The sequence below is a fragment of the Desulfocapsa sulfexigens DSM 10523 genome, from assembly GCF_000341395.1.
In the GTDB taxonomy this organism is placed as follows: domain Bacteria; phylum Desulfobacterota; class Desulfobulbia; order Desulfobulbales; family Desulfocapsaceae; genus Desulfocapsa; species Desulfocapsa sulfexigens.
Genome location: NC_020304.1, coordinates 297,462 through 314,779 on the forward strand (window position 1 = coordinate 297,462; position 17,318 = coordinate 314,779).

Consider the following 17,318-nt stretch of genomic DNA (forward strand, 5'->3'; position numbering starts at 1 on the left):
CCGGGATGCAGCGCATGGCTGCGACTATCAGAGAAGCACGTGACCCCTTCAGCAGTGGGGGCCCTCCGGTCTGGGACAAAGATATTTACAATCTCAACTACAAATTCAGCAACCGGGACTGGAAGTTTGGCCTCGGATTTGACGTAAATCTCCACGTCGGTCCTTTCCATTTTGGACATCTCTCTTTTTTCACCGGCATGGACAGCAAAGGAGGTTCCGAGGTACGCTATAAAGGGAACAACTATGGCTGGTCAGGGCTTGACACCTCGGTTATCGAAGCGCAGTTGACTATCATGGGCTATCCTATTGAGCTGGCCATCCCCACTGGAGGAGGTGGCTACCAGGCGGTGAACACCTCAGAAAATGAACTCACCGTTCTCGACATGCCCCCCACCCTCGGCTACTACGGTCAACCCAAAATCTATGGAGAAGCAGGATACCCATACGGTCGCTGGCCCTCCTGGGAAGGAGCAGCCACTGAACTTGAAGAGAATGTCATAGAAGGCAACCCCTACTCCGGTCTCAAGCCATACAGAGACATGACGAAAACAGATCAAAACACATCCGCCTACAGTATGCCATTTGTGGCACCTTTTTTTCTTGTGGGAGTCGTCAGAACCTATAAGGACATCAACAAAACAGGCCCCACATTCAGTGGTAACCTTAATCTTCTTGAGGACAATCCTGATATTGACCGAATCGGAGCCATTGCCAAATCAGAACTCTATTTCGACCGCCCTACTGACTTGAGCTATTTCCTGCGCCACGACAAAAAAACTGAAAAGCCTAATGTGTTCGGCCCATTCTGGCAGGCAAGACTTTCTAAAACAAGTGACCTCGATCGTTTCCTTGCCATGGCCATACAGCACAAGAAGATATGGATCGCCAACCATGATGCTGCAAACGTCCCTGGCCTGAAGGCGCTCAAGGATGAACTGGAGAAGATTTTGAATCTCTTTTGATCATGTCCATACAAAAATACAAAACCATACAGAGTGAGCAGGGGCAGGCAGCAACAGAATTTATTATTGCTTCGGTTTTTCTCCTTATTCCGCTTTTTCTTATTATTCCAATACTCGGGAAATATATTGACATCAAACATGCTACCATCAGCCAGGCACGTTTTGAAGCCTGGGAATATACAGTATGGAATGGCCCCAATGAGTACATCAAAAATGATATCAAAAGTAGCCAGAGCTCAGGAAGACGACAATATCAGGACACTCGGAGCAAGGGAATGGGCTATTTTTTCAGCGATCCCACTTCTGCAACATACGGCACATCACAGGCATCTTTTCAATTGAATCCCTTATGGGTTGATCACAGGGGGGACTCCCTTTTCACATCAAGCAGCATTATCAGTGGAGCCATTGCAGAAAAGAAAACTCCAGACGGCCTCAAGGGAGTTCTGGATGTTGTCCTCGAAACTATAAACTTTGTTCTTAAGATTTTTGGTGACCTCCTGGAGCTTGTTCATGTTGATGGCAAGTTTGACGCAATCTATACCAAGGGCTATTTTACCTCCAATGTGGACGTCAAACTCCGTACTCTTGACGACATCCTACCGCAATATTCCCTGGGTAAGGTTAACGTGAGCAAGAAAGTCAGTACTCTTGAAATGCATGCCAAAGCTGCTGTGCTCACCAATGGCTGGAATGCGGGAAGTACTGAGAATGCAACATCTGAGAGTCGGGGACTGGTAATTACTGCACTACTCAAGCCAGTATCAGACACTATTAATGGTGTGATCACTGGACTGAACAACCTGGCTTCCGATGTTCCGGGACTGGAAATCAAAGCCCCTTCCCTACCCGATTTTGGTTATGTGGAAGATGATCTGATCCCCTATGAATATTTGGAAGGTAACCAGAAAGAATTACGAGACAAATCAGGACTGTACTATTATGAATAGTGTTGTAGCCAATACAAGGAGGCCCTGCAAACTGCCTGTACCTCTACTGGTTTCGATGCTTATAGCATTTTGCAGTATAGCCCATGCAGCAGCTGAAGAATTCCCGGCCCCGGATTGGCTGAACAGGGAACAGGTCAGTGAAAAAATGATCATTAATGGGATTCCCTCACTGGTACAGCACTTTGAATCCTACAAAACAATTGACGAACTGCTGGAATTCTATCGAAAACAGTGGAACAACACGACTTCAGAAAAACCGGGATATCGTGAGGCCCATGTACCCCCCTGGCATATTATTTCAAGACTTGATGGCTCCTATCTCTACACAGTTCAGGTTCAGCAGTATGGCGCATTCAGCATCCGGGGATATCTAGCTGTTGCTGACCTCAAAGCAATGCAGAGAAGCCTGAAAAACGACCCTCCAGTACCCAGGATGAGTGGCAGTAAGATCATCAACGATGTCACAAGTTTTGATCCCGGCAAAAAGGGACGCACTTTGATGCTGGTCAATAAATATTCGGTTGCAAGCAACAGCAGCTTTTATCGTAATCACTACCTCGAAAGAGGCTGGAAAAGGCTCCTGGATACGGATAGTGAAAACGCATTTGTCATGGTATTCAGAAAGCATACAGAAGAAGCGCATCTGGTTATTACCAGTACTCAGGGTTCAACCCAGATTGTCATGAATATTATCGAAGGAATATAATCTCCATGAAAGCACTTGCAAATATCCTTCCGGCCAATATTTTTCAAAATGAAAAAGGCCAGTCAGCGGTAGAATACCTGGTTATCTGCACCGCACTGGTGTCCATACTCCTGATCTCTTCCTCCCAGGACAGCATGTATAATATTGTGAGCCACACCATGCAGGAAAAATATAAAAGCTATGCGTTCGGAGTATCCATATCCGATCCGCCAAGTAAACAGTTTGACGATGAAGTGAAACAGGACGCCGACAAAGTAAAAGAAGTACTCAACACTCTATCAAAAATAGAGCGACTCATTTCAGACACCATCGTCCCCGATATCATGCATGGAAAAATGCCCTCCACGGACTCGATTAAGGAATTTGCCGACCTGATAAAGTCTCTTTTTTAATGTATGTACACCAAAACAATTCAAATAAAACGGCAACTACCATTTGTAATCCTGTCAAATATATGCGACATCAATAAAAAGCCTTTTTCCAATCCACCTTAAAAGAAATATCGCCTGACCATGGAAAACACGGAACAGAACAAAATAAAAAACAAAACATGGAAGCTCTTTACGGCCGCATTGATTTTTGCATTGCTGGCCGGACTGGGAACAATGCTCTATCTCAACATCCTTGAGCAAAGGCTGAAAAAACGCCTTACTCCGCCCCAGAAAGAAATGGTTCAGGTTATTGTCGCCAGCAGGAACCTCCCCACTGGGAGTCTTGTCAATACTTCCACGATGTCAGTCCGCCACGTCCCCAGATCCTACGTTAACAGCGACATTTTCACTCCAGATCAATTCGCCTCAATTCAGGGTGCAATCTTAATAAAACCCCTACAACAGGGAAAAATGCTCGCCCAGGATTATATTGATCTAAAAATCCCAAAGGACTTCTCAGGAACGATCCAGAGTGGGCACCGGGCCATTACTATTCAGGTGGATGAAGTAAACTCAATTTCCGGCATGATCAAACCGGGAAACTCCATTGACCTCTTCACCCGGATGTCAGGTAAATCTTTTTCCAACAGTTCATCGGGTTCACGAGAGGCGATTATTCCGGTTCTTGAAGATGTACTCGTTCTTGCCACCGATAAAATTGCTGCACGGCCCAACGAGGATGAATTCAAAAATCTTGATTCAGAAGACCGTCGTCGAGCCTACAATACCTTAACCCTGGAAGTAACACCCAAAGAAGCTGCTATTGTTGCAATAGCAGAGTCCCGGGGAGAGCTTATTTCCATCCTTCGTAACAGCAACGACACCGGAGGAATACTGTTCAGCAAAGTCACCCTTGCAGATCTGCTTGCGCACTCCGATGAAATGCTTGAATCCGCAGTCAATAAGCAGCACAATAGAAACCTTGACGGTATCCATCGCAATCAGAACGGACAACTTGTCACCCGGGATGGTGTTGTTATCAAAGACCCCAATGTCCATCTAAACAAGGATGGACTGCTGGTCACACAAAACGGCACTGTGCTCTCCGGAAGAGATCTAATGGTTGATGCCAATGGCCACATCAGGACCAAAAATGGAAAGCTGATTGACACTGCAAGCCTGATACCAGGAAAAAATGGGACACTGGTGGATAAAAACGGTAATGTCCTCAGCAGTAACGGATACACAACAACCAAAGGTGGCTTCCTTGTAGACAAGAACGGCAATGTCGTTACTCCCGACGGCCATATTATTTCCGGACTCACCGTGGGTAAAGATGGCCAGGTGCGTACCAGCAATGGCCGAATAGTAACGGCTGATCACATACGAGTAGGGAAAGATGGTAACGTTCGCCTGACAGACTCTCCTGTGGCTGCCATGACCGTAGACAAGGATGGAAATGTGCGAACCGCGGATGGCAAACTGGCCAACCCTGAGGACCTTGTCACAGTAGGACCTGACGGAATTGTCCGCGCCAAGGATGGTACAATCCTGAAAGGTGTGCATATGGGCAAGGACGGCAAGCTCTACAATGCGGATGGAAAAGAGATGAGTGCTGCCGACATTCTTGCTGCCACCGAGGGATTCAAGGAAAACAAAAACGGCACCGTAACCGATGCCAACGGCAAAACCTATACAGCAAAAGACCTTGTAAGCGTTGATAAAGATGGAACGGTTCGTAGCAAGGACGGAACGATCCTCCACGGGGTGCATCTGGATAAAGACGGAAAACTGCGCAATAAAGACGGCTCTCTCCTCACTCCACAGGAAATTTTCACTCAGGATGCAATAGCCAGAGCAGCAAAGAGCAACGGTGTAGTTCTCGCAGGAGTTACCGGAAAAATCGATCCTGCATTTGCCGAAAATATCCGTAAGGGGTCTCCAAAAAACCTCTCCACATTCAGTCCCTATGAAGTTGAATACATCATTGGTGGCAGGAGTGATGGACCGGCAAAAACGTTTACCATACAAATAGAGAATAAAAATTCTCAGAGTACAAAAGAGTAGGACTGTGCACTATCAATCTCCACGCTAATTTTTTTATATACGGACAGAAACGATGACATCATCTGACACACACACTCTTCCCCCTGGAAGACGACCCATTTTCCCAACACTGCTACTCTGCACTCTTTTCCTTTTCATCAGCTTTCCACAGGAAAGCAGTGCTCGCGAAGCCGTAACCATGTTTCTTGGAGAAGTAAAGGTTCTGGAAATTGATGCGATAGAACGTGTGGCTATAGGAAATCCTGCGGTGGCAAGCAACTCCATTCTCCCTCAGGGCCAGCTGGTACTCCTTGCTGATTCCGTGGGAGCGACCACCATGCACCTCTGGCTGAAGGATGGTCAGGAAAAAGACTTTGACATCGTGGTCAACGAAAAAAAAGTCTTTGATGACTACGAGGAACTCGTCTCTCTTCTCAGTACTTTCCAGGGAATCAAGCCCATACGAATCGGCGATCTAACCGTTATCAAGGGAAAGATTCATAAAAAAGACAAGTCTCAATTCGACCGTATTCTCAAGCGCTATGGTGATGTTCTCGACCTGGTCACCGCCAGAGACATTCAATCAGAAGTTTCCCTGTTACTTAAAGACATCCCAAACCTGACGGTTCGGGAAATTGGCGGCTACACCGTTCTCTCCGGTGAAATAAGTAAGGAGTTTTCTCCCCTCATTGCCATTATCGAGCAAAAGTACCAGAACATCATGAATCTGACCAGAGTACATGCCGCTGTAGCAGGGAAAATGATCTACATGAAGGTCAAAATCATGGAACTCAGCAAGAGCGTTACCCAGAAGCTTGGAATCAACTGGGGAAACCTTATGACCGGGCTCACCGGACCTTCACTTGTTTTTGGAGTGGAGTCATCACGAAACGGCGGAACCCTCCTCAATGACAATAGTACTTCATCGGTTCTTACCAAGCCTGGCGGCACAGACCTCACAACATCCAGAGGCTACTTTGGTATAGCCACGGGTGTCACCTCTGTTATCAACCTCTCTCTGCAGAATGGCGACGGTGTTATCCTTGCAGAACCGCAGTTGAGCACCCGATCCGGTGGCAAGGCAACATTTCATGCTGGCGGAGAATATCCAATCGCCACAACTTCCAGCATGGGCCAGGTAAACGTCGAATATAAAAAATATGGTATCATGCTGAATATTGAGCCTTTAGTCGACGACCGTGATAACATTCTCGCCCATATTGAAACGGAGATCAGCAATATTGACCATGGCCAGAACTTCGGAGACTACGTGGGTATCCTGACCCGTAACACATCAACGGATGTCAGCCTCAAGGTTGGTGAGACTCTTGTCATGGCGGGACTTGTTCAGAATGTTGCCCATAACGACTTTAATAAAGTGAAATGGCTGGGCGACACCCCCATCCTTGGCCCATTGTTTCGTTCCCAGGACTTTCAAAACCAGCTCACAGAACTTGTCATCTTCGTAACACCATATGTTTACGACGCTTCGTCAACAGTAAACTCCGGTAAGCTTACCGAGGCGGCACGTATTCAGAAACAGTTTGATGAAATTGTTAAAGGCCATGAACTGGTAGATTAAATCAACTCTTATTGTCAGGAAAACTCTGAAAAAATGTTTGACATCATAATTCATGACGACAAGGGCAGCACTCTTGAGACCCTGCAATGCACGAAAGCAGAGTGCGGCATTGGTCGTTCCGGAAAAAACCTGGTCCAACTCAGTGGCTGGCGAATTGCCGGGATTCACGCCCAACTGATTGAAAGAGAGGATGGAATCTATGTCAGCGACACTTCATCCGGCATCGGAACGCGGGTCAACGGAGAAACGATAACGACATTTGGTCCGCTTCTGGCTAAAGACACTATCACCATCGGTACATTCAGGATATCAGTAAGCTCAGGAAAACGACCCTCAGCACAACAGACCGAGCCACCAGCTAGTGAGCCTGAAACCACAGCAAACGAAATGATGGAGAAACCGGAGAAAGAACCATCCGAACCGAAAAACTCGCTCCGCAGAACATTTGGGGTTCGACAGGGGGCCGAAGATGGACTGGCTGCACCGGGCAGAGATGACCGTCGTTTTATATGGCACAAACGCATCCATGACAAACTCATGAACGCCATGGACCTGCGCCGTACCGATGTGCAGGCCATGAACGATGACGAACTCAGTGAAACCGTCAGGTCGCTGGTGAATGACATAATAGGGAAAATGGCCAGGAGCCTGCCTCCCGAAGTTGACCGTGCAAAACTTGCCAAGGAGGTCATCGATGAAGCCATAGGACTCGGGCCTCTCGAAGATTTCCTCGCCGAAGATTCGATCACCGAAATCATGGTGAACAGTTACGACTCAATCTACTACGAAACCCATGGTAAACTCCACAAATCAAACATAACATTCAGCAGTGATAATGCCGTCCTTGCCGTCATTGAACGTATTGTTTCGCCCCTGGGGAGACGAATTGACGAAAGTTCCCCCATGGTCGACGGCAGGCTGAAGGATGGCTCCAGAATTAATGCCATCATTCCGCCCCTTGCCATAAAAGGTCCCTGCCTTACCATTCGGAAATTTTCCAGAAAAAAACTGAGCATTGATGATTTTGTCCAATTTGGATCGATCTCCAACAAAATGGTAGATTTTCTAGAAAAAGCCGTTCACTATCGAAAGAATATTATTATTTCAGGGGGAACCGGCAGTGGCAAAACCACATTCCTCAATGTTCTCTCAGATTTTATTCCCCACGATGAACGGATTATCACGGTGGAAGATTCTGCAGAGTTAAAGCTTGGTCAACCACATGTGGTATCTCTTGAAGCCAGACCAGCAAATATGGAAGGCAAAGGGGCAATCATCATCCGGGATCTGGTAAAAAACTGTCTCCGCATGCGCCCCGATCGTATTATTGTCGGGGAATGCCGAGGGGGAGAAACCCTTGATATGCTTCAGGCCATGAATACAGGGCACGACGGCTCCCTGACAACTGTCCACGCCAACTCTCCGCGGGATCTTGTCTCCCGCCTTGAAGTGATGGTGATGATGGCCGGAATGGACCTTCCTGAAAAAGCTATCCGGGAGCAGATTGCCTCGGCGGTCCATGTTGTTGTACAGCAGTCACGATTCTCTGATGGAACACGCAAGATCACCCATATTACGGAGATCACCGGTATGGAAACCGGAGTGGTGCAGATGCAGAACATTTTCATTTACAAACAAAACGGACTTGATAAGGACGGTAACGTTATAGGAGAATACAAGGCCACTGGACGCGTTCCGGAATTTTACGAGGTATTGCGGCAGCAGGGCATAACTGTTGACATGAGTATATTCGAGTAAATACGACTATGATTGCAAACATTATCATCGCCTCTCTTGTGGCCGTCTCTACAGGAATTTTTGCCTGGCTCTTTTTTCTCAAGATGTATGACAAATTGACCTACTACAAGGATACTGTCGAAGAACTAACAACAAACAAATTCTCCGAACTTTTTCTCTTCATCGATATCTCTAACTATTTTTATTATTACATTGCGGCGCTCCTCATCTTCCCTATTATTGCTGGAAGCCTCTCGGGAGATATTTCACTCGGCATACTCACATTTCTCGTCATACTCTTCTCACCTTACCTGATCCTCAAGGAGATGATCAAAAAGCGGTTGAAGAAGTTTGAACAGCAGTTGCCGGATGCCCTTGTCATGGTTGCCGGATCCATCAGGTCTGGATCCAGCCTACCCATTGCTCTCGATAGCCTTATTAAGGAAAGTTCACCTCCGCTCTCTCAGGAATTCGGTCTCTATGTCCGTGAACGAAAACTTGGGCTCGACCGTGACAAAGCATTTGACAATCTGGAGCGCAGGGTACCTCTCGAGGATTTATCCCTTTCTCTGTCAGCCATTCGTATATCCAGTGAAATTGGTGGAGATCTTGCCGAAACCCTGGAATCTCTTGCTGAAACTCTTCGAAAAAAACTTGTCATGGAAGGGAAAATAGACAGTCTCACCTCACAGGGGAAACTGCAGGGAATTGTGATGTCCACCCTCCCTCTTTTTCTCATCGTCGCCCTGATGAAACTGGAACCGGCTGCCATGGGCCAGATGTTCACCACCAAAATAGGATGGATGGTTCTGGCGACGATTGTATGCATGCAGGTACTCGGATTTATAGCCATCAGAAAAATCACAGCAATTGACGTGTAATGACTGAAAATTTATATAACATCATACTGGGCTTGAGCGTGTCGGCATCAATCCTCTTCACCCTTATGGGGGTTCTGCAGCTAAGCAAACTGGTTCCCGAAGAGGATCGTGAATTTATGGATCCTCTCCCCCCGCTCCTGGATTTCATCTGGCCTCTTGCTCGTATTATTGCCTATTACGGCTGTTCCAGGATTCCATTTTCCTACCTCAAAAGTGTCGAAGGACGCCTGAAACGCAATGGACTCGGCCATATGATGATCGCTGAAGAGTTTATTGCTCTTCGCATTATTGCGGCATCTGTGGCACTCCTTTCGGGCTACATCCTGATAACACTCCTCGCGGAATGGAATCCTATCCTCTACATTGTTCTTCCCGCACTTGGATTCTTTTATCCGGATATATGGCTCAGAGACATTCGTAAGAAGCAGGTGGATGCTGTCCTGCGCACCCTGCCTGCCTACCTGGACTTTATCACCATGGCAGTGGAAGCCGGGCTGAATTTCTCAGGAGCCATCGCCCAGGCCAGAACCAAGGGTCCGGCAGGACCGCTGGTGATAGAATTTGGCATCGTACTCCGCGATATGCGTTCCGGAATCCCGAGGACCAGAGCCTTGAAGCGAATGGCCAAACGACTGGACATCCATGAAATAAGCAGTTTTGTAAACGCCGTGGTACAGGCAGAAAAAATGGGATCAAGCATGGCTGGGGTCCTGCGGATCCAGGCAGAGCAACGCCGCAGTGAACGCTTTCAACGGGCAGAAAAGAAAGCGATGGAAGCACCGGTCAAGCTTATCGGCCCACTGGTTATTTTTATCTTCCCAACGACCTTTATTGTACTGGCATTTCCCATTGCCATTAAGTTTATTCAGGGAGGCTATTTTTGATTACCGGAAAGATCAGCATCAACTCTTCACCTGAAACATCTCTCTACCATATCAGAAAGACCGAAACATTCTTTGAACGTGGCCGGGGATTGCTGGGATGCACAGGACTTGAAGAAGGACACGGTATGCTCATCAGCCCATGTAACTCCATCCACACCTTTTTCATGAAGTTCCCAATAGATGTTATTTTTTTAAGCAACGACAATCGTATTCTGGCCATCCATCTCAATATGAAGCCACAACGTTTTTCACGATCAGCAAACGCCTCATCTGTCCTTGAACTCATGGCTGGTCAAACTGACATATCAGGTCTTCAGACGGGAGATACCCTCCTCTGGGAGCCACTGCAATGATAACACTGAAGAGCATTTCCCGTCTCAGTTTCCTGCTGTTTTTTATCCTTACGAGTTGTGCCACAAAAGACCTGACCCGTATCCGTGAAGAGGCCTATATGGCCTATGATAATAAGGAATACGACAGCGCCGCAGATAAATTTGAAATCCTGGTAAAAAATGCCCCGGAAGACGTGGAATTCTGGTTTCGTCTCGGAAATGCCTATGCCAGATCGCAGAATCCGCAACTGGCTATATCTGCCTATCAGAACGCGCTACTGCGCGACCCCACCCATGTAAAGGCATGGTATAATATGGGATTTGTTCAGACCCAGACGGCACTGAAAACATTCGTCGATATGCAAACCTACACGGACACGGGTAGCCCCCTCGGAAAACAGGGGAAAAACATGCGGGAAGGCCTGTTTCTCCTACTCGAACATGGCAATGAACCTCCAGAAGACAAATAGACACAGGCCCGATTTCAGTTTTCAGGCAAGACTCCTCTCAAATTCGGGGCAGAGTATGGCCGAATTTCTGATTATCCTGCCCGTCATGCTGCTGCTTATTTTCGGGGCTATCCAATTTGCCCTTATATACCACGCCAAGATAACTCTCAATTATGCGGCCTTTGAGGCTGTACGTGCTGGAACTCTGGGACAGGGGAAATTCGATGAAGTCAAGGAAGGATTTGCCAGGGGACTGGCTCCGCTCTACAGCTACTTTGAATCAGACCCGGACCTGAGAAAAAAACGGGATCCCAATGCCACTGCCGGGGATCAGATTGAAGCCTTCCAGATGGCGCGCGACAAGATTTACAAAGAGTTTGACACCTCAAGCAAACTGATCCGTATTGAACGACTCAATCCCTCTGACACAACATTCCTCAGTTTTGCCTCCGACGCAACACTGCCCAATGACAATCTCAGATACCGTTCCTCAAAAACGAAGGGGAAGGAACAGGTATCATTACAGGATGCGAACCTCCTCCATCTCCGTGTGACTTACTGGTACCCACTCTACGTCCCCTTTGTGAATAAATTGATTTTCAACACCTTTATCTGCCACAAAAAGTCCCCCGGTTTTTCAGGGAAATGGGCTGACGATCCCGTCTGTCTGGACAAAGATCAGGATCCGGTAATCCCCCTGACGGCCACAGCAGTCATGCGGATGCAGACACCACTGCTTCAGAGCACCGGATATTATCCAAATTAAAACAGCCTCATTAAACAGTCACAACCACTTGTACTTATACTCATGGTTGTGATAGTATTTTCACACAGCACTCTCTTTTTTTGTTCTGGAGAAATACCGCAACACTCGCGCTCAAACTGACAAGTGGAGTCTGACCATGTCAAAGGAACAGAGGAAACATCAAAGAAATCCGGCCAATGGAAACCTACGAATCAAAACTTCCCTCACGGGTATTGCCTATACCGTATCATTACGGGATGTCAGCAAAGGCGGAGCATTTGTACACACCCTGCATCTTCCAAGGCTGAACGAAACAATCAGCTTCGAAATTCTTGATGAGTACGGCCTGCAGCTGATCAGGGGACATGGGAAGGTGGTTCGAATTGTGGAAAGGGCTCTTGATACAGCTACCGGTTTTGCAGTACGTTTTAATGAATTACTGGATCCGGCAATGCTGGACTATCTGTGCGCTGTTCGCCTTCAGGAAACAGCCTAGGAGCTAATCCGCATCTCCGAAGAGTTGAGGTAGCTGCTCATACGGGAAACAAAAGTCTACCAACCACCTCCGCCACCACCACCTGAGCTGCCACCACCACTACTGCCACCGGATGAGGATCCACCACCACTTGCAGTAAGTGAGCCCACCGCCATACTCCATGAGCCACTCGCTCCGCCACCGCCAAAGGCCCCACCACCACCGGTAAAACCCGATGTCGACGAACCACTGCCAATTCCCGTTGAACTGAGATGACCTACGCTGCCACCAAACTTTCGAAACCATGAATCAACGTCCATCCCCAGGCCAAAGGCGAGGAGATAGGGGAACCAGTCGTCTTTGATCCTGGGATTCTTCTGAGCCAACTCCTGTTTGAAAAAGTTTCTGGCCGCGGCAAAATTTCTTCGTAAAACAAGCCCTTCTTTACTTTCCCTGGATTTGGAGAGGTTAATAATATTGTTGCTGAAAGACAATGCCAGGCAGAACAGTCCGAAGAGGAGCAGACTGGACGCCGGAAAGAATAAGAGCACAGCAAAATCTATCAGAATAAACCAGAGAGAAAAGATTATCGCAGCCAATCGTACCTTCAGCGAGAGAACAGAATGACGATAGCTGTAGGCGCAGACACAACCAAAAATCCATGAAAAAAGTAGTCCTGCCATACCTCCAACCTGTAACGGGACAAATTCGGCCTGATGCAGAAAAGCATTCCCAAGTAAAAGAAAGCAACCAGCGACACCTAACAGCACCGTAGGTATCCAGATCATTCCAAGAACAGAATTCCCTTCATCGACAAGCTTTTTCATCTGCCTTTGCAGGGGGTCCTGTATTTTAAGCACTGGATCAAATGTCTTTCGTTTTTTGCGATAATATTCACGAATGGTTTTGGTGTCTGTTATGTCCGAATTTTCGTCCACAAACAGCCCTTTAACCAGTTTGTATTCATAGCCGGAGAACGACTCCCTGGGTTGCAGGATTTTCAGATACAAAACAGGAGGAATGCCGGGGATACTAATATTGAAGAAAGGCAGGAGATAGGGTTCCATCCAACTCTCCATTTTCCCCTCCTGTACCATTCTGGAAAGAACCGCTGCCACTTCCGCAGTAGAGGTTGTTTTATCCCAGGTAGCCCCAACTACCTCCGCCTTATGGACGAAGAGCTCTTTTTCAAGCCACTGCTCATCCACAAGGGATGTTGACGGGAGCGGTGCAAAACGATTTAGGGATCTTTCCCATTGAAAAAAACCACGTATCTTTGTTGCAATCCAGGCAACCAAAAAGAGTAACAGCAAGAGACGGATCCAGGTAGCAGCTGGAGGCGGTGGCAGGGCCGGAGTTGCCTGAGGAAGTGGGGCCTGTTTTGTGTAGGTCATAGGCTTTTTTTCTCCTGAAAAGCTTAGCTTCTGACGCAGCACAACTCCCTCTCCGGGAGCTATGTTATTACGAACCAGAGAAATCGGTAATTGCTGCCATACAGGGTCAAAGGTCAGTTCCAAACGAAAATTCTTAACAATTCCTGACCGATCCGGAAAACAGAAATCATGATCCAGCAGATAGTTGCCCTGTTCTGGAAGCAATAGATGACTCAGACTGTAACGAAGAATATAGGTGATGGAGGTATTGTTAAAAACAGGATCGGAAGGAAGGCGCGAACGCCAGCGGATTGCCGTCTGCCCGTTATGATCCCAGTGATCTACCAGTTGGAGGTTACCACGCTGTAACGGGATATTTCGACCATTGGCATCAAGCCTGCTGATCGACTCGAATTTCATCTTCTGACCAGGAAAGACACGAAATATCCGTTCGCCACCATTCCAGTCACCCGAGAACACAATAGTTTGCTGCTCTTGAATATGAAGACGTCCATCACCATCCAGGGTTGCCCTGACTTCAATATCCTGCCAGAAGAGAGAGCGGGCCTCTGCAGCGAAAGGACACAGAAGGACGCAGAAAAGGAGGAAACGAAACACAATTAGCATATCTGAGCACCATAGCCTTCCATTAGATTCCCTCTAACAGTTTACTTCAGGTTGTTTTTTCTCCAGAAATACAGACAACCATATACAATAATTTACGGAACCTCTCTTACAAGGGATATTTTCTCCAACGTTCTCCTGAGCAGAGTAGCCATATCCACACGAATCTCAGCATCCTGTTCCGAGTGTTCGTTTTTTTGCACTATTTCAAAAAAACGATTGCAGACCTTACGCTCCTCTCTGTTCCAATCGGCACTGTAGCCCACTTTTGCAGGAAGCATAGCATCATCGGAGGACGAGGTTTGGTAATCTCTCCGTCCATGAGCCCAGTTTATGATATGGCTGTAGAAGAGAAACTGTCGATCAAGCAGCACAAAAAGAAGCTGGATATTTTTTACCGGCCCAACCGTCAGCTGCTGCGCATCAAGACGCATCCCCAGAAGGCGTGTGCCTGACAACAATTCTCGTCCCTTCAGTGCTGTCCCCGCAGCCCCCACAATCCCGCCAATGGTTGAAAAAATCCCAAAGGAAAGTCCGGCAGCAGCCACATCAATACCGGCACCAACGGCAGCACCACCCAATGCTCCTGCCATGATCAGCTGTGAAGAACTCAACCCAAGAAACTCCCAGGTTTTTTCTGCGAACAGATCCTCCTGAAGAATGGAGTGAGGCGGCAGATCAAGGTTGAAGATATTGTGTTTATAAAGATCCCGCATCTGTTGCTGACACTTCTTCTCCTGCTGGCGAAGGAAATGTTCATACTGTCCGTGGATTTTTTTCTTCAAAGCCCCCTCGTCATCTCCTGGCTGTAACGATATAGAGCGGTGGTAAGTAAGCCCCTCTTCCACAAGACCAAGCAGCAGCTCCACCACCTGGGTGTTACGCTGCTGCCAGTCATTCTTAAAAGCAATTATCACCTGATCAACTATGGGCTGCAGATTCTGATCGATTCCCTTGAGGCTCTCCAGCAGTGCAATACGTTCCTGGTAGGTGGCCCGGCAGGAGTTAAAAAGCCGGATGGAGTTAAAATGTTTTCTGAATTCCAACTGCCACTTCCCCAGCCATCCCGTCTCTTCAACCTTGCAATTGATAATCGCCATGCGCGGACAGCCGGTGAGACGCAGAATCTCCATCTCCGCTTTGTCCATATTACGAAGCGGCCTTGAGCCATCGACAACAAAGATAATCCCAGCCCCCCGCAACAGTGGCTGCAGAAGTTCACAATCATCCTTAAAATCGGGATCACCAATGTGAGCTGCAATAAAGTCTGCTATCAGGGTATCATCGTTTCCCTGGTATTCCTGCATCCATTGCAGTGTCCTTCGCGGATTTTGAAAACCCGGGGTATCGGTGAATCTGATTATTTCCCTGCCATCAATAGTGACCGGAAAAATCTGACATTGTCTGGTTTCCCCCGGCATTGGGCTGATACGTACGGAATCATCTTCAGCAAGGGTAGACAATACCGAGGACTTGCCTTCGTTCGGATGGCCGATCACCGCAAATTCAGGAATTTTCCTCTCTTCTATCATCTCTTCACCAGGGGGCTTACCTGAAGACAGGGGTCCAGCAGTATGGCAGTTTTCTCACGCCAGACCTGAAGGTCCATCTTCGTTACCGGGGTAAAAATGGTACTCGGATCCGGTTTTCCAATGAGTCCCACAATGATGACCGTTTCTTTGCCACAGTGGAGACGAAGCTCCCGGAGAAAATGCAGCATTTCCTGAATGGGCGGCTGCCAGGCCTCCTGCAGAATCAGCAGGGGGAAACAACCTCCATCCGATTCAGGTCGCAATTGTGAAAAGATCGGGCTGCTGTCACCATATTCATCATCAATCCGCAGCATTCCAGCAACGCCATATCCGAACACCTCCTGGCAGAGCTGTTTCATTCCGGCCGTATCACAGTCATCAAAGAGTTCATCCGGGACAAGAGCCAGGAGTTCTCCATTTACAGTCCGGGGTTCTTCCTCCTCTCTCTGCATGGTTTTCGGAAGAGGGTCACTGGAGACACCCTGCACCTGCGGACGAGTTTCAAGCCGAGGGGAGAGAAGGCGATGGAGGAGCTGATTATGATCCGGTCGCTGTAATGAAACTCTTTTCAGAGCACGCTTACGCCCAAAGGTACCAAGCATAAAAAGAGCTATCCGGGGCAGTAGGCAGTAACAGCAGATCGCCAGACAGAGAAAGGGCCACCAGGAAACAAGATCAGTGCTTATCAAATGATAGAAGCCATCCTTTAACACCATCCTGCTTCCTTCAATCTGGGCAGCACCGGGATAGCTTGCAGACCCCAGCAGCCAGGACCATGGCAGAGCAAGCCAGTGGACAAGACGTGCCACAAACTGAGACGAAACCTGAATGGTGGACTGCCAGCCAAAGGCCATATCCGAGCTTGCCACCTTGACCAGAAGCACCCCAAGCACTCCAAAATTAAAGGCAATCCCAAAGAGTTGAAAAAGAAGAAACAGAGGCCAGGAAAACAGCGCTCCGTAGCCCTTGCCACGGGTACGGACGGCAGCAAGAGCTCCTGCAAATTGAGATCTGCGGTGCCCCGCCATATTCTCAAAGCCGTAACGTCGTATTTTGAAAAGAAAGCTGTTAAGCCCCCTGCTCACCAGGGAAAGCAATAATGAAGAACGGAGATCAAAGCCGCGTACTCTGCGATAGCCCCACACAAAGAGTAACAGAAGCAGAAAACAGACCTGGAATCCGACAAAGACAAGAAAAAAGAGGGACACATTTACCGGTTGCTCCCCGGAATAGCTGAGAAACGACCAGGCAAGCCCGGCACCCGAAGCCAAAGCCAGAAAGGAAAACAGCGACCAGAACAGACCATACAGCTCATACCACATCCTTCCCGGCAGCAGAGCCTGCCCACCCTGTTCCTGATTTTCCAGACGTCTCCGTTCCTGCAGCCATCGATAAATCAGCCATTCACGCTCAGGCTCTGCATCCGTCACATCTCCGCCAATTACATTGAGGTAGAGATTCCGATCCCTGTCACGCAGCACAGCTGCGCCCTCTTCTTCTTCCAGTTGTTTGTCCTGAATGAAAAAATATTCGAGATCCAGAAAATCAGGGATGCGCCACGAAGAATTCATAACATCAGTTAATAGTTGCAGGTAAAAAAGAGTTTCTTTCTTTCTGTAAAAGATGCACAATACCAGTTTTCAAGTTTTTTTTACAGAAAGTTTACCAT

16 protein-coding genes are annotated in these 17,318 nt (G+C 47.8%); 13 read left to right on the plus strand and 3 right to left on the minus strand.

Going from position 1 to position 17,318, the window contains the following annotated elements; genetic code table 11:
- The first annotated feature begins 14 nt into the window (after positions 1-14).
- The 13 genes from UWK_RS01255 (at position 15) to UWK_RS01315 (ending at position 12,141) form a co-directional block, all read left to right on the plus strand.
- Positions 15-962, plus strand: a complete 948-nt coding sequence (locus tag UWK_RS01255; RefSeq protein ID WP_015402532.1) for a hypothetical protein — start codon at positions 15-17, stop codon at positions 960-962.
- A gap of 2 nt (positions 963-964) precedes the next feature.
- Positions 965-1,912, plus strand: coding sequence for a hypothetical protein (locus UWK_RS01260; RefSeq protein WP_015402533.1), 948 nt, complete (start codon positions 965-967; stop codon positions 1,910-1,912).
- Positions 1,905-2,618, plus strand: a complete 714-nt coding sequence (locus UWK_RS01265) for a hypothetical protein (protein ID WP_015402534.1) — start codon at positions 1,905-1,907, stop codon at positions 2,616-2,618. The genes UWK_RS01260 and UWK_RS01265 overlap by 8 nt, the downstream gene beginning before the upstream one ends.
- Positions 2,619-2,623: 5 nt before the next feature.
- The gene (locus UWK_RS01270; protein WP_015402535.1) at positions 2,624-3,010 is read left to right on the plus strand and encodes a hypothetical protein; all 387 of its coding nucleotides are present in this window, start codon (positions 2,624-2,626) and stop codon (positions 3,008-3,010) included.
- Between the two features lie 120 nt (positions 3,011-3,130).
- The gene (gene cpaB / locus UWK_RS01275; protein WP_015402536.1) at positions 3,131-5,056 is read left to right on the plus strand and encodes a Flp pilus assembly protein CpaB; all 1,926 of its coding nucleotides are present in this window, start codon (positions 3,131-3,133) and stop codon (positions 5,054-5,056) included.
- Between the two features lie 52 nt (positions 5,057-5,108).
- The gene (locus UWK_RS18025; protein WP_015402537.1) at positions 5,109-6,617 is read left to right on the plus strand and encodes a type II and III secretion system protein family protein; all 1,509 of its coding nucleotides are present in this window, start codon (positions 5,109-5,111) and stop codon (positions 6,615-6,617) included.
- Positions 6,618-6,650: 33 nt separating this feature from the next.
- Complete coding sequence (locus UWK_RS01285) at positions 6,651-8,375, plus strand: ATPase, T2SS/T4P/T4SS family (RefSeq protein WP_015402538.1); 1,725 nt, start codon at positions 6,651-6,653, stop codon at positions 8,373-8,375.
- 8 nt (positions 8,376-8,383) lie between these two features.
- A complete protein-coding gene (locus tag UWK_RS01290) occupies positions 8,384-9,235 on the plus strand; it encodes a type II secretion system F family protein (RefSeq protein WP_015402539.1) in 852 nt (283 codons plus the stop codon).
- Positions 9,235-10,119: a type II secretion system F family protein gene (locus UWK_RS01295; protein WP_015402540.1), complete on the plus strand. Its 885-nt coding sequence runs from the start codon at positions 9,235-9,237 to the stop codon at positions 10,117-10,119. Before UWK_RS01290 ends, UWK_RS01295 begins: the two co-directional genes overlap by 1 nt.
- Entirely contained in the window at positions 10,116-10,472 is a 357-nt protein-coding gene (locus tag UWK_RS01300; protein ID WP_015402541.1) for a DUF192 domain-containing protein, read from the plus strand. The genes UWK_RS01295 and UWK_RS01300 overlap by 4 nt, the downstream gene beginning before the upstream one ends.
- Positions 10,469-10,921: a tetratricopeptide repeat protein gene (locus UWK_RS01305; protein WP_015402542.1), complete on the plus strand. Its 453-nt coding sequence runs from the start codon at positions 10,469-10,471 to the stop codon at positions 10,919-10,921. Before UWK_RS01300 ends, UWK_RS01305 begins: the two co-directional genes overlap by 4 nt.
- Positions 10,922-10,976: 55 nt before the next feature.
- Positions 10,977-11,666 (plus strand): TadE family protein, encoded by a 690-nt coding sequence (locus UWK_RS01310; protein ID WP_167320697.1) that lies wholly within the window; start codon positions 10,977-10,979, stop codon positions 11,664-11,666.
- A gap of 136 nt (positions 11,667-11,802) precedes the next feature.
- Positions 11,803-12,141: a PilZ domain-containing protein gene (locus UWK_RS01315; protein ID WP_015402544.1), complete on the plus strand. Its 339-nt coding sequence runs from the start codon at positions 11,803-11,805 to the stop codon at positions 12,139-12,141.
- A 56-nt stretch (positions 12,142-12,197) separates the two neighbouring features.
- Here UWK_RS01315 and UWK_RS18030 read toward each other — a convergent pair whose 3' ends face one another.
- The 3 genes from UWK_RS18030 to UWK_RS01330 form a co-directional block, all read right to left on the minus strand.
- A complete protein-coding gene (locus UWK_RS18030) occupies positions 12,198-14,120 on the minus strand; it encodes a DUF2207 domain-containing protein (RefSeq protein ID WP_015402545.1) in 1,923 nt (640 codons plus the stop codon).
- Positions 14,121-14,212: 92 nt separating this feature from the next.
- The gene (locus tag UWK_RS01325) at positions 14,213-15,649 is read right to left on the minus strand and encodes a GTPase/DUF3482 domain-containing protein (RefSeq protein WP_015402546.1); all 1,437 of its coding nucleotides are present in this window, start codon (positions 15,647-15,649) and stop codon (positions 14,213-14,215) included.
- Positions 15,646-17,220, minus strand: coding sequence for a DUF2868 domain-containing protein (locus UWK_RS01330; protein WP_015402547.1), 1,575 nt, complete (start codon positions 17,218-17,220; stop codon positions 15,646-15,648). The genes UWK_RS01325 and UWK_RS01330 overlap by 4 nt, the downstream gene beginning before the upstream one ends.
- Between the last annotated feature and the right edge of the window lie 98 nt (positions 17,221-17,318).

What these genes read in the sequence shown, in the direction of transcription:
- UWK_RS01255 (WP_015402532.1), top strand. Translation starts at nt 15, where the DNA reads ATGGCTGCGACTATCAGAGAAGCACGTGACCCCTTCAGCAGTGGGGGC.
- UWK_RS01260 (WP_015402533.1), top strand. Translation starts at nt 965, where the DNA reads ATGTCCATACAAAAATACAAAACCATACAGAGTGAGCAGGGGCAGGCA.
- UWK_RS01265 (WP_015402534.1), top strand. Translation starts at nt 1,905, where the DNA reads ATGAATAGTGTTGTAGCCAATACAAGGAGGCCCTGCAAACTGCCTGTA.
- UWK_RS01270 (WP_015402535.1), top strand. Translation starts at nt 2,624, where the DNA reads ATGAAAGCACTTGCAAATATCCTTCCGGCCAATATTTTTCAAAATGAA.
- cpaB (WP_015402536.1), top strand. Translation starts at nt 3,131, where the DNA reads ATGGAAAACACGGAACAGAACAAAATAAAAAACAAAACATGGAAGCTC.
- UWK_RS18025 (WP_015402537.1), top strand. Translation starts at nt 5,109, where the DNA reads ATGACATCATCTGACACACACACTCTTCCCCCTGGAAGACGACCCATT.
- UWK_RS01285 (WP_015402538.1), top strand. Translation starts at nt 6,651, where the DNA reads ATGTTTGACATCATAATTCATGACGACAAGGGCAGCACTCTTGAGACC.
- UWK_RS01290 (WP_015402539.1), top strand. Translation starts at nt 8,384, where the DNA reads ATGATTGCAAACATTATCATCGCCTCTCTTGTGGCCGTCTCTACAGGA.
- UWK_RS01295 (WP_015402540.1), top strand. Translation starts at nt 9,235, where the DNA reads ATGACTGAAAATTTATATAACATCATACTGGGCTTGAGCGTGTCGGCA.
- UWK_RS01305 (WP_015402542.1), top strand. Translation starts at nt 10,469, where the DNA reads ATGATAACACTGAAGAGCATTTCCCGTCTCAGTTTCCTGCTGTTTTTT.
- UWK_RS01310 (WP_167320697.1), top strand. Translation starts at nt 10,977, where the DNA reads ATGGCCGAATTTCTGATTATCCTGCCCGTCATGCTGCTGCTTATTTTC.
- UWK_RS01315 (WP_015402544.1), top strand. Translation starts at nt 11,803, where the DNA reads ATGTCAAAGGAACAGAGGAAACATCAAAGAAATCCGGCCAATGGAAAC.
- UWK_RS18030 (WP_015402545.1), bottom strand. Translation starts at nt 14,120, where the DNA reads ATGCTAATTGTGTTTCGTTTCCTCCTTTTCTGCGTCCTTCTGTGTCCT.
- UWK_RS01325 (WP_015402546.1), bottom strand. Translation starts at nt 15,649, where the DNA reads ATGATAGAAGAGAGGAAAATTCCTGAATTTGCGGTGATCGGCCATCCG.
- UWK_RS01330 (WP_015402547.1), bottom strand. Translation starts at nt 17,220, where the DNA reads ATGAATTCTTCGTGGCGCATCCCTGATTTTCTGGATCTCGAATATTTT.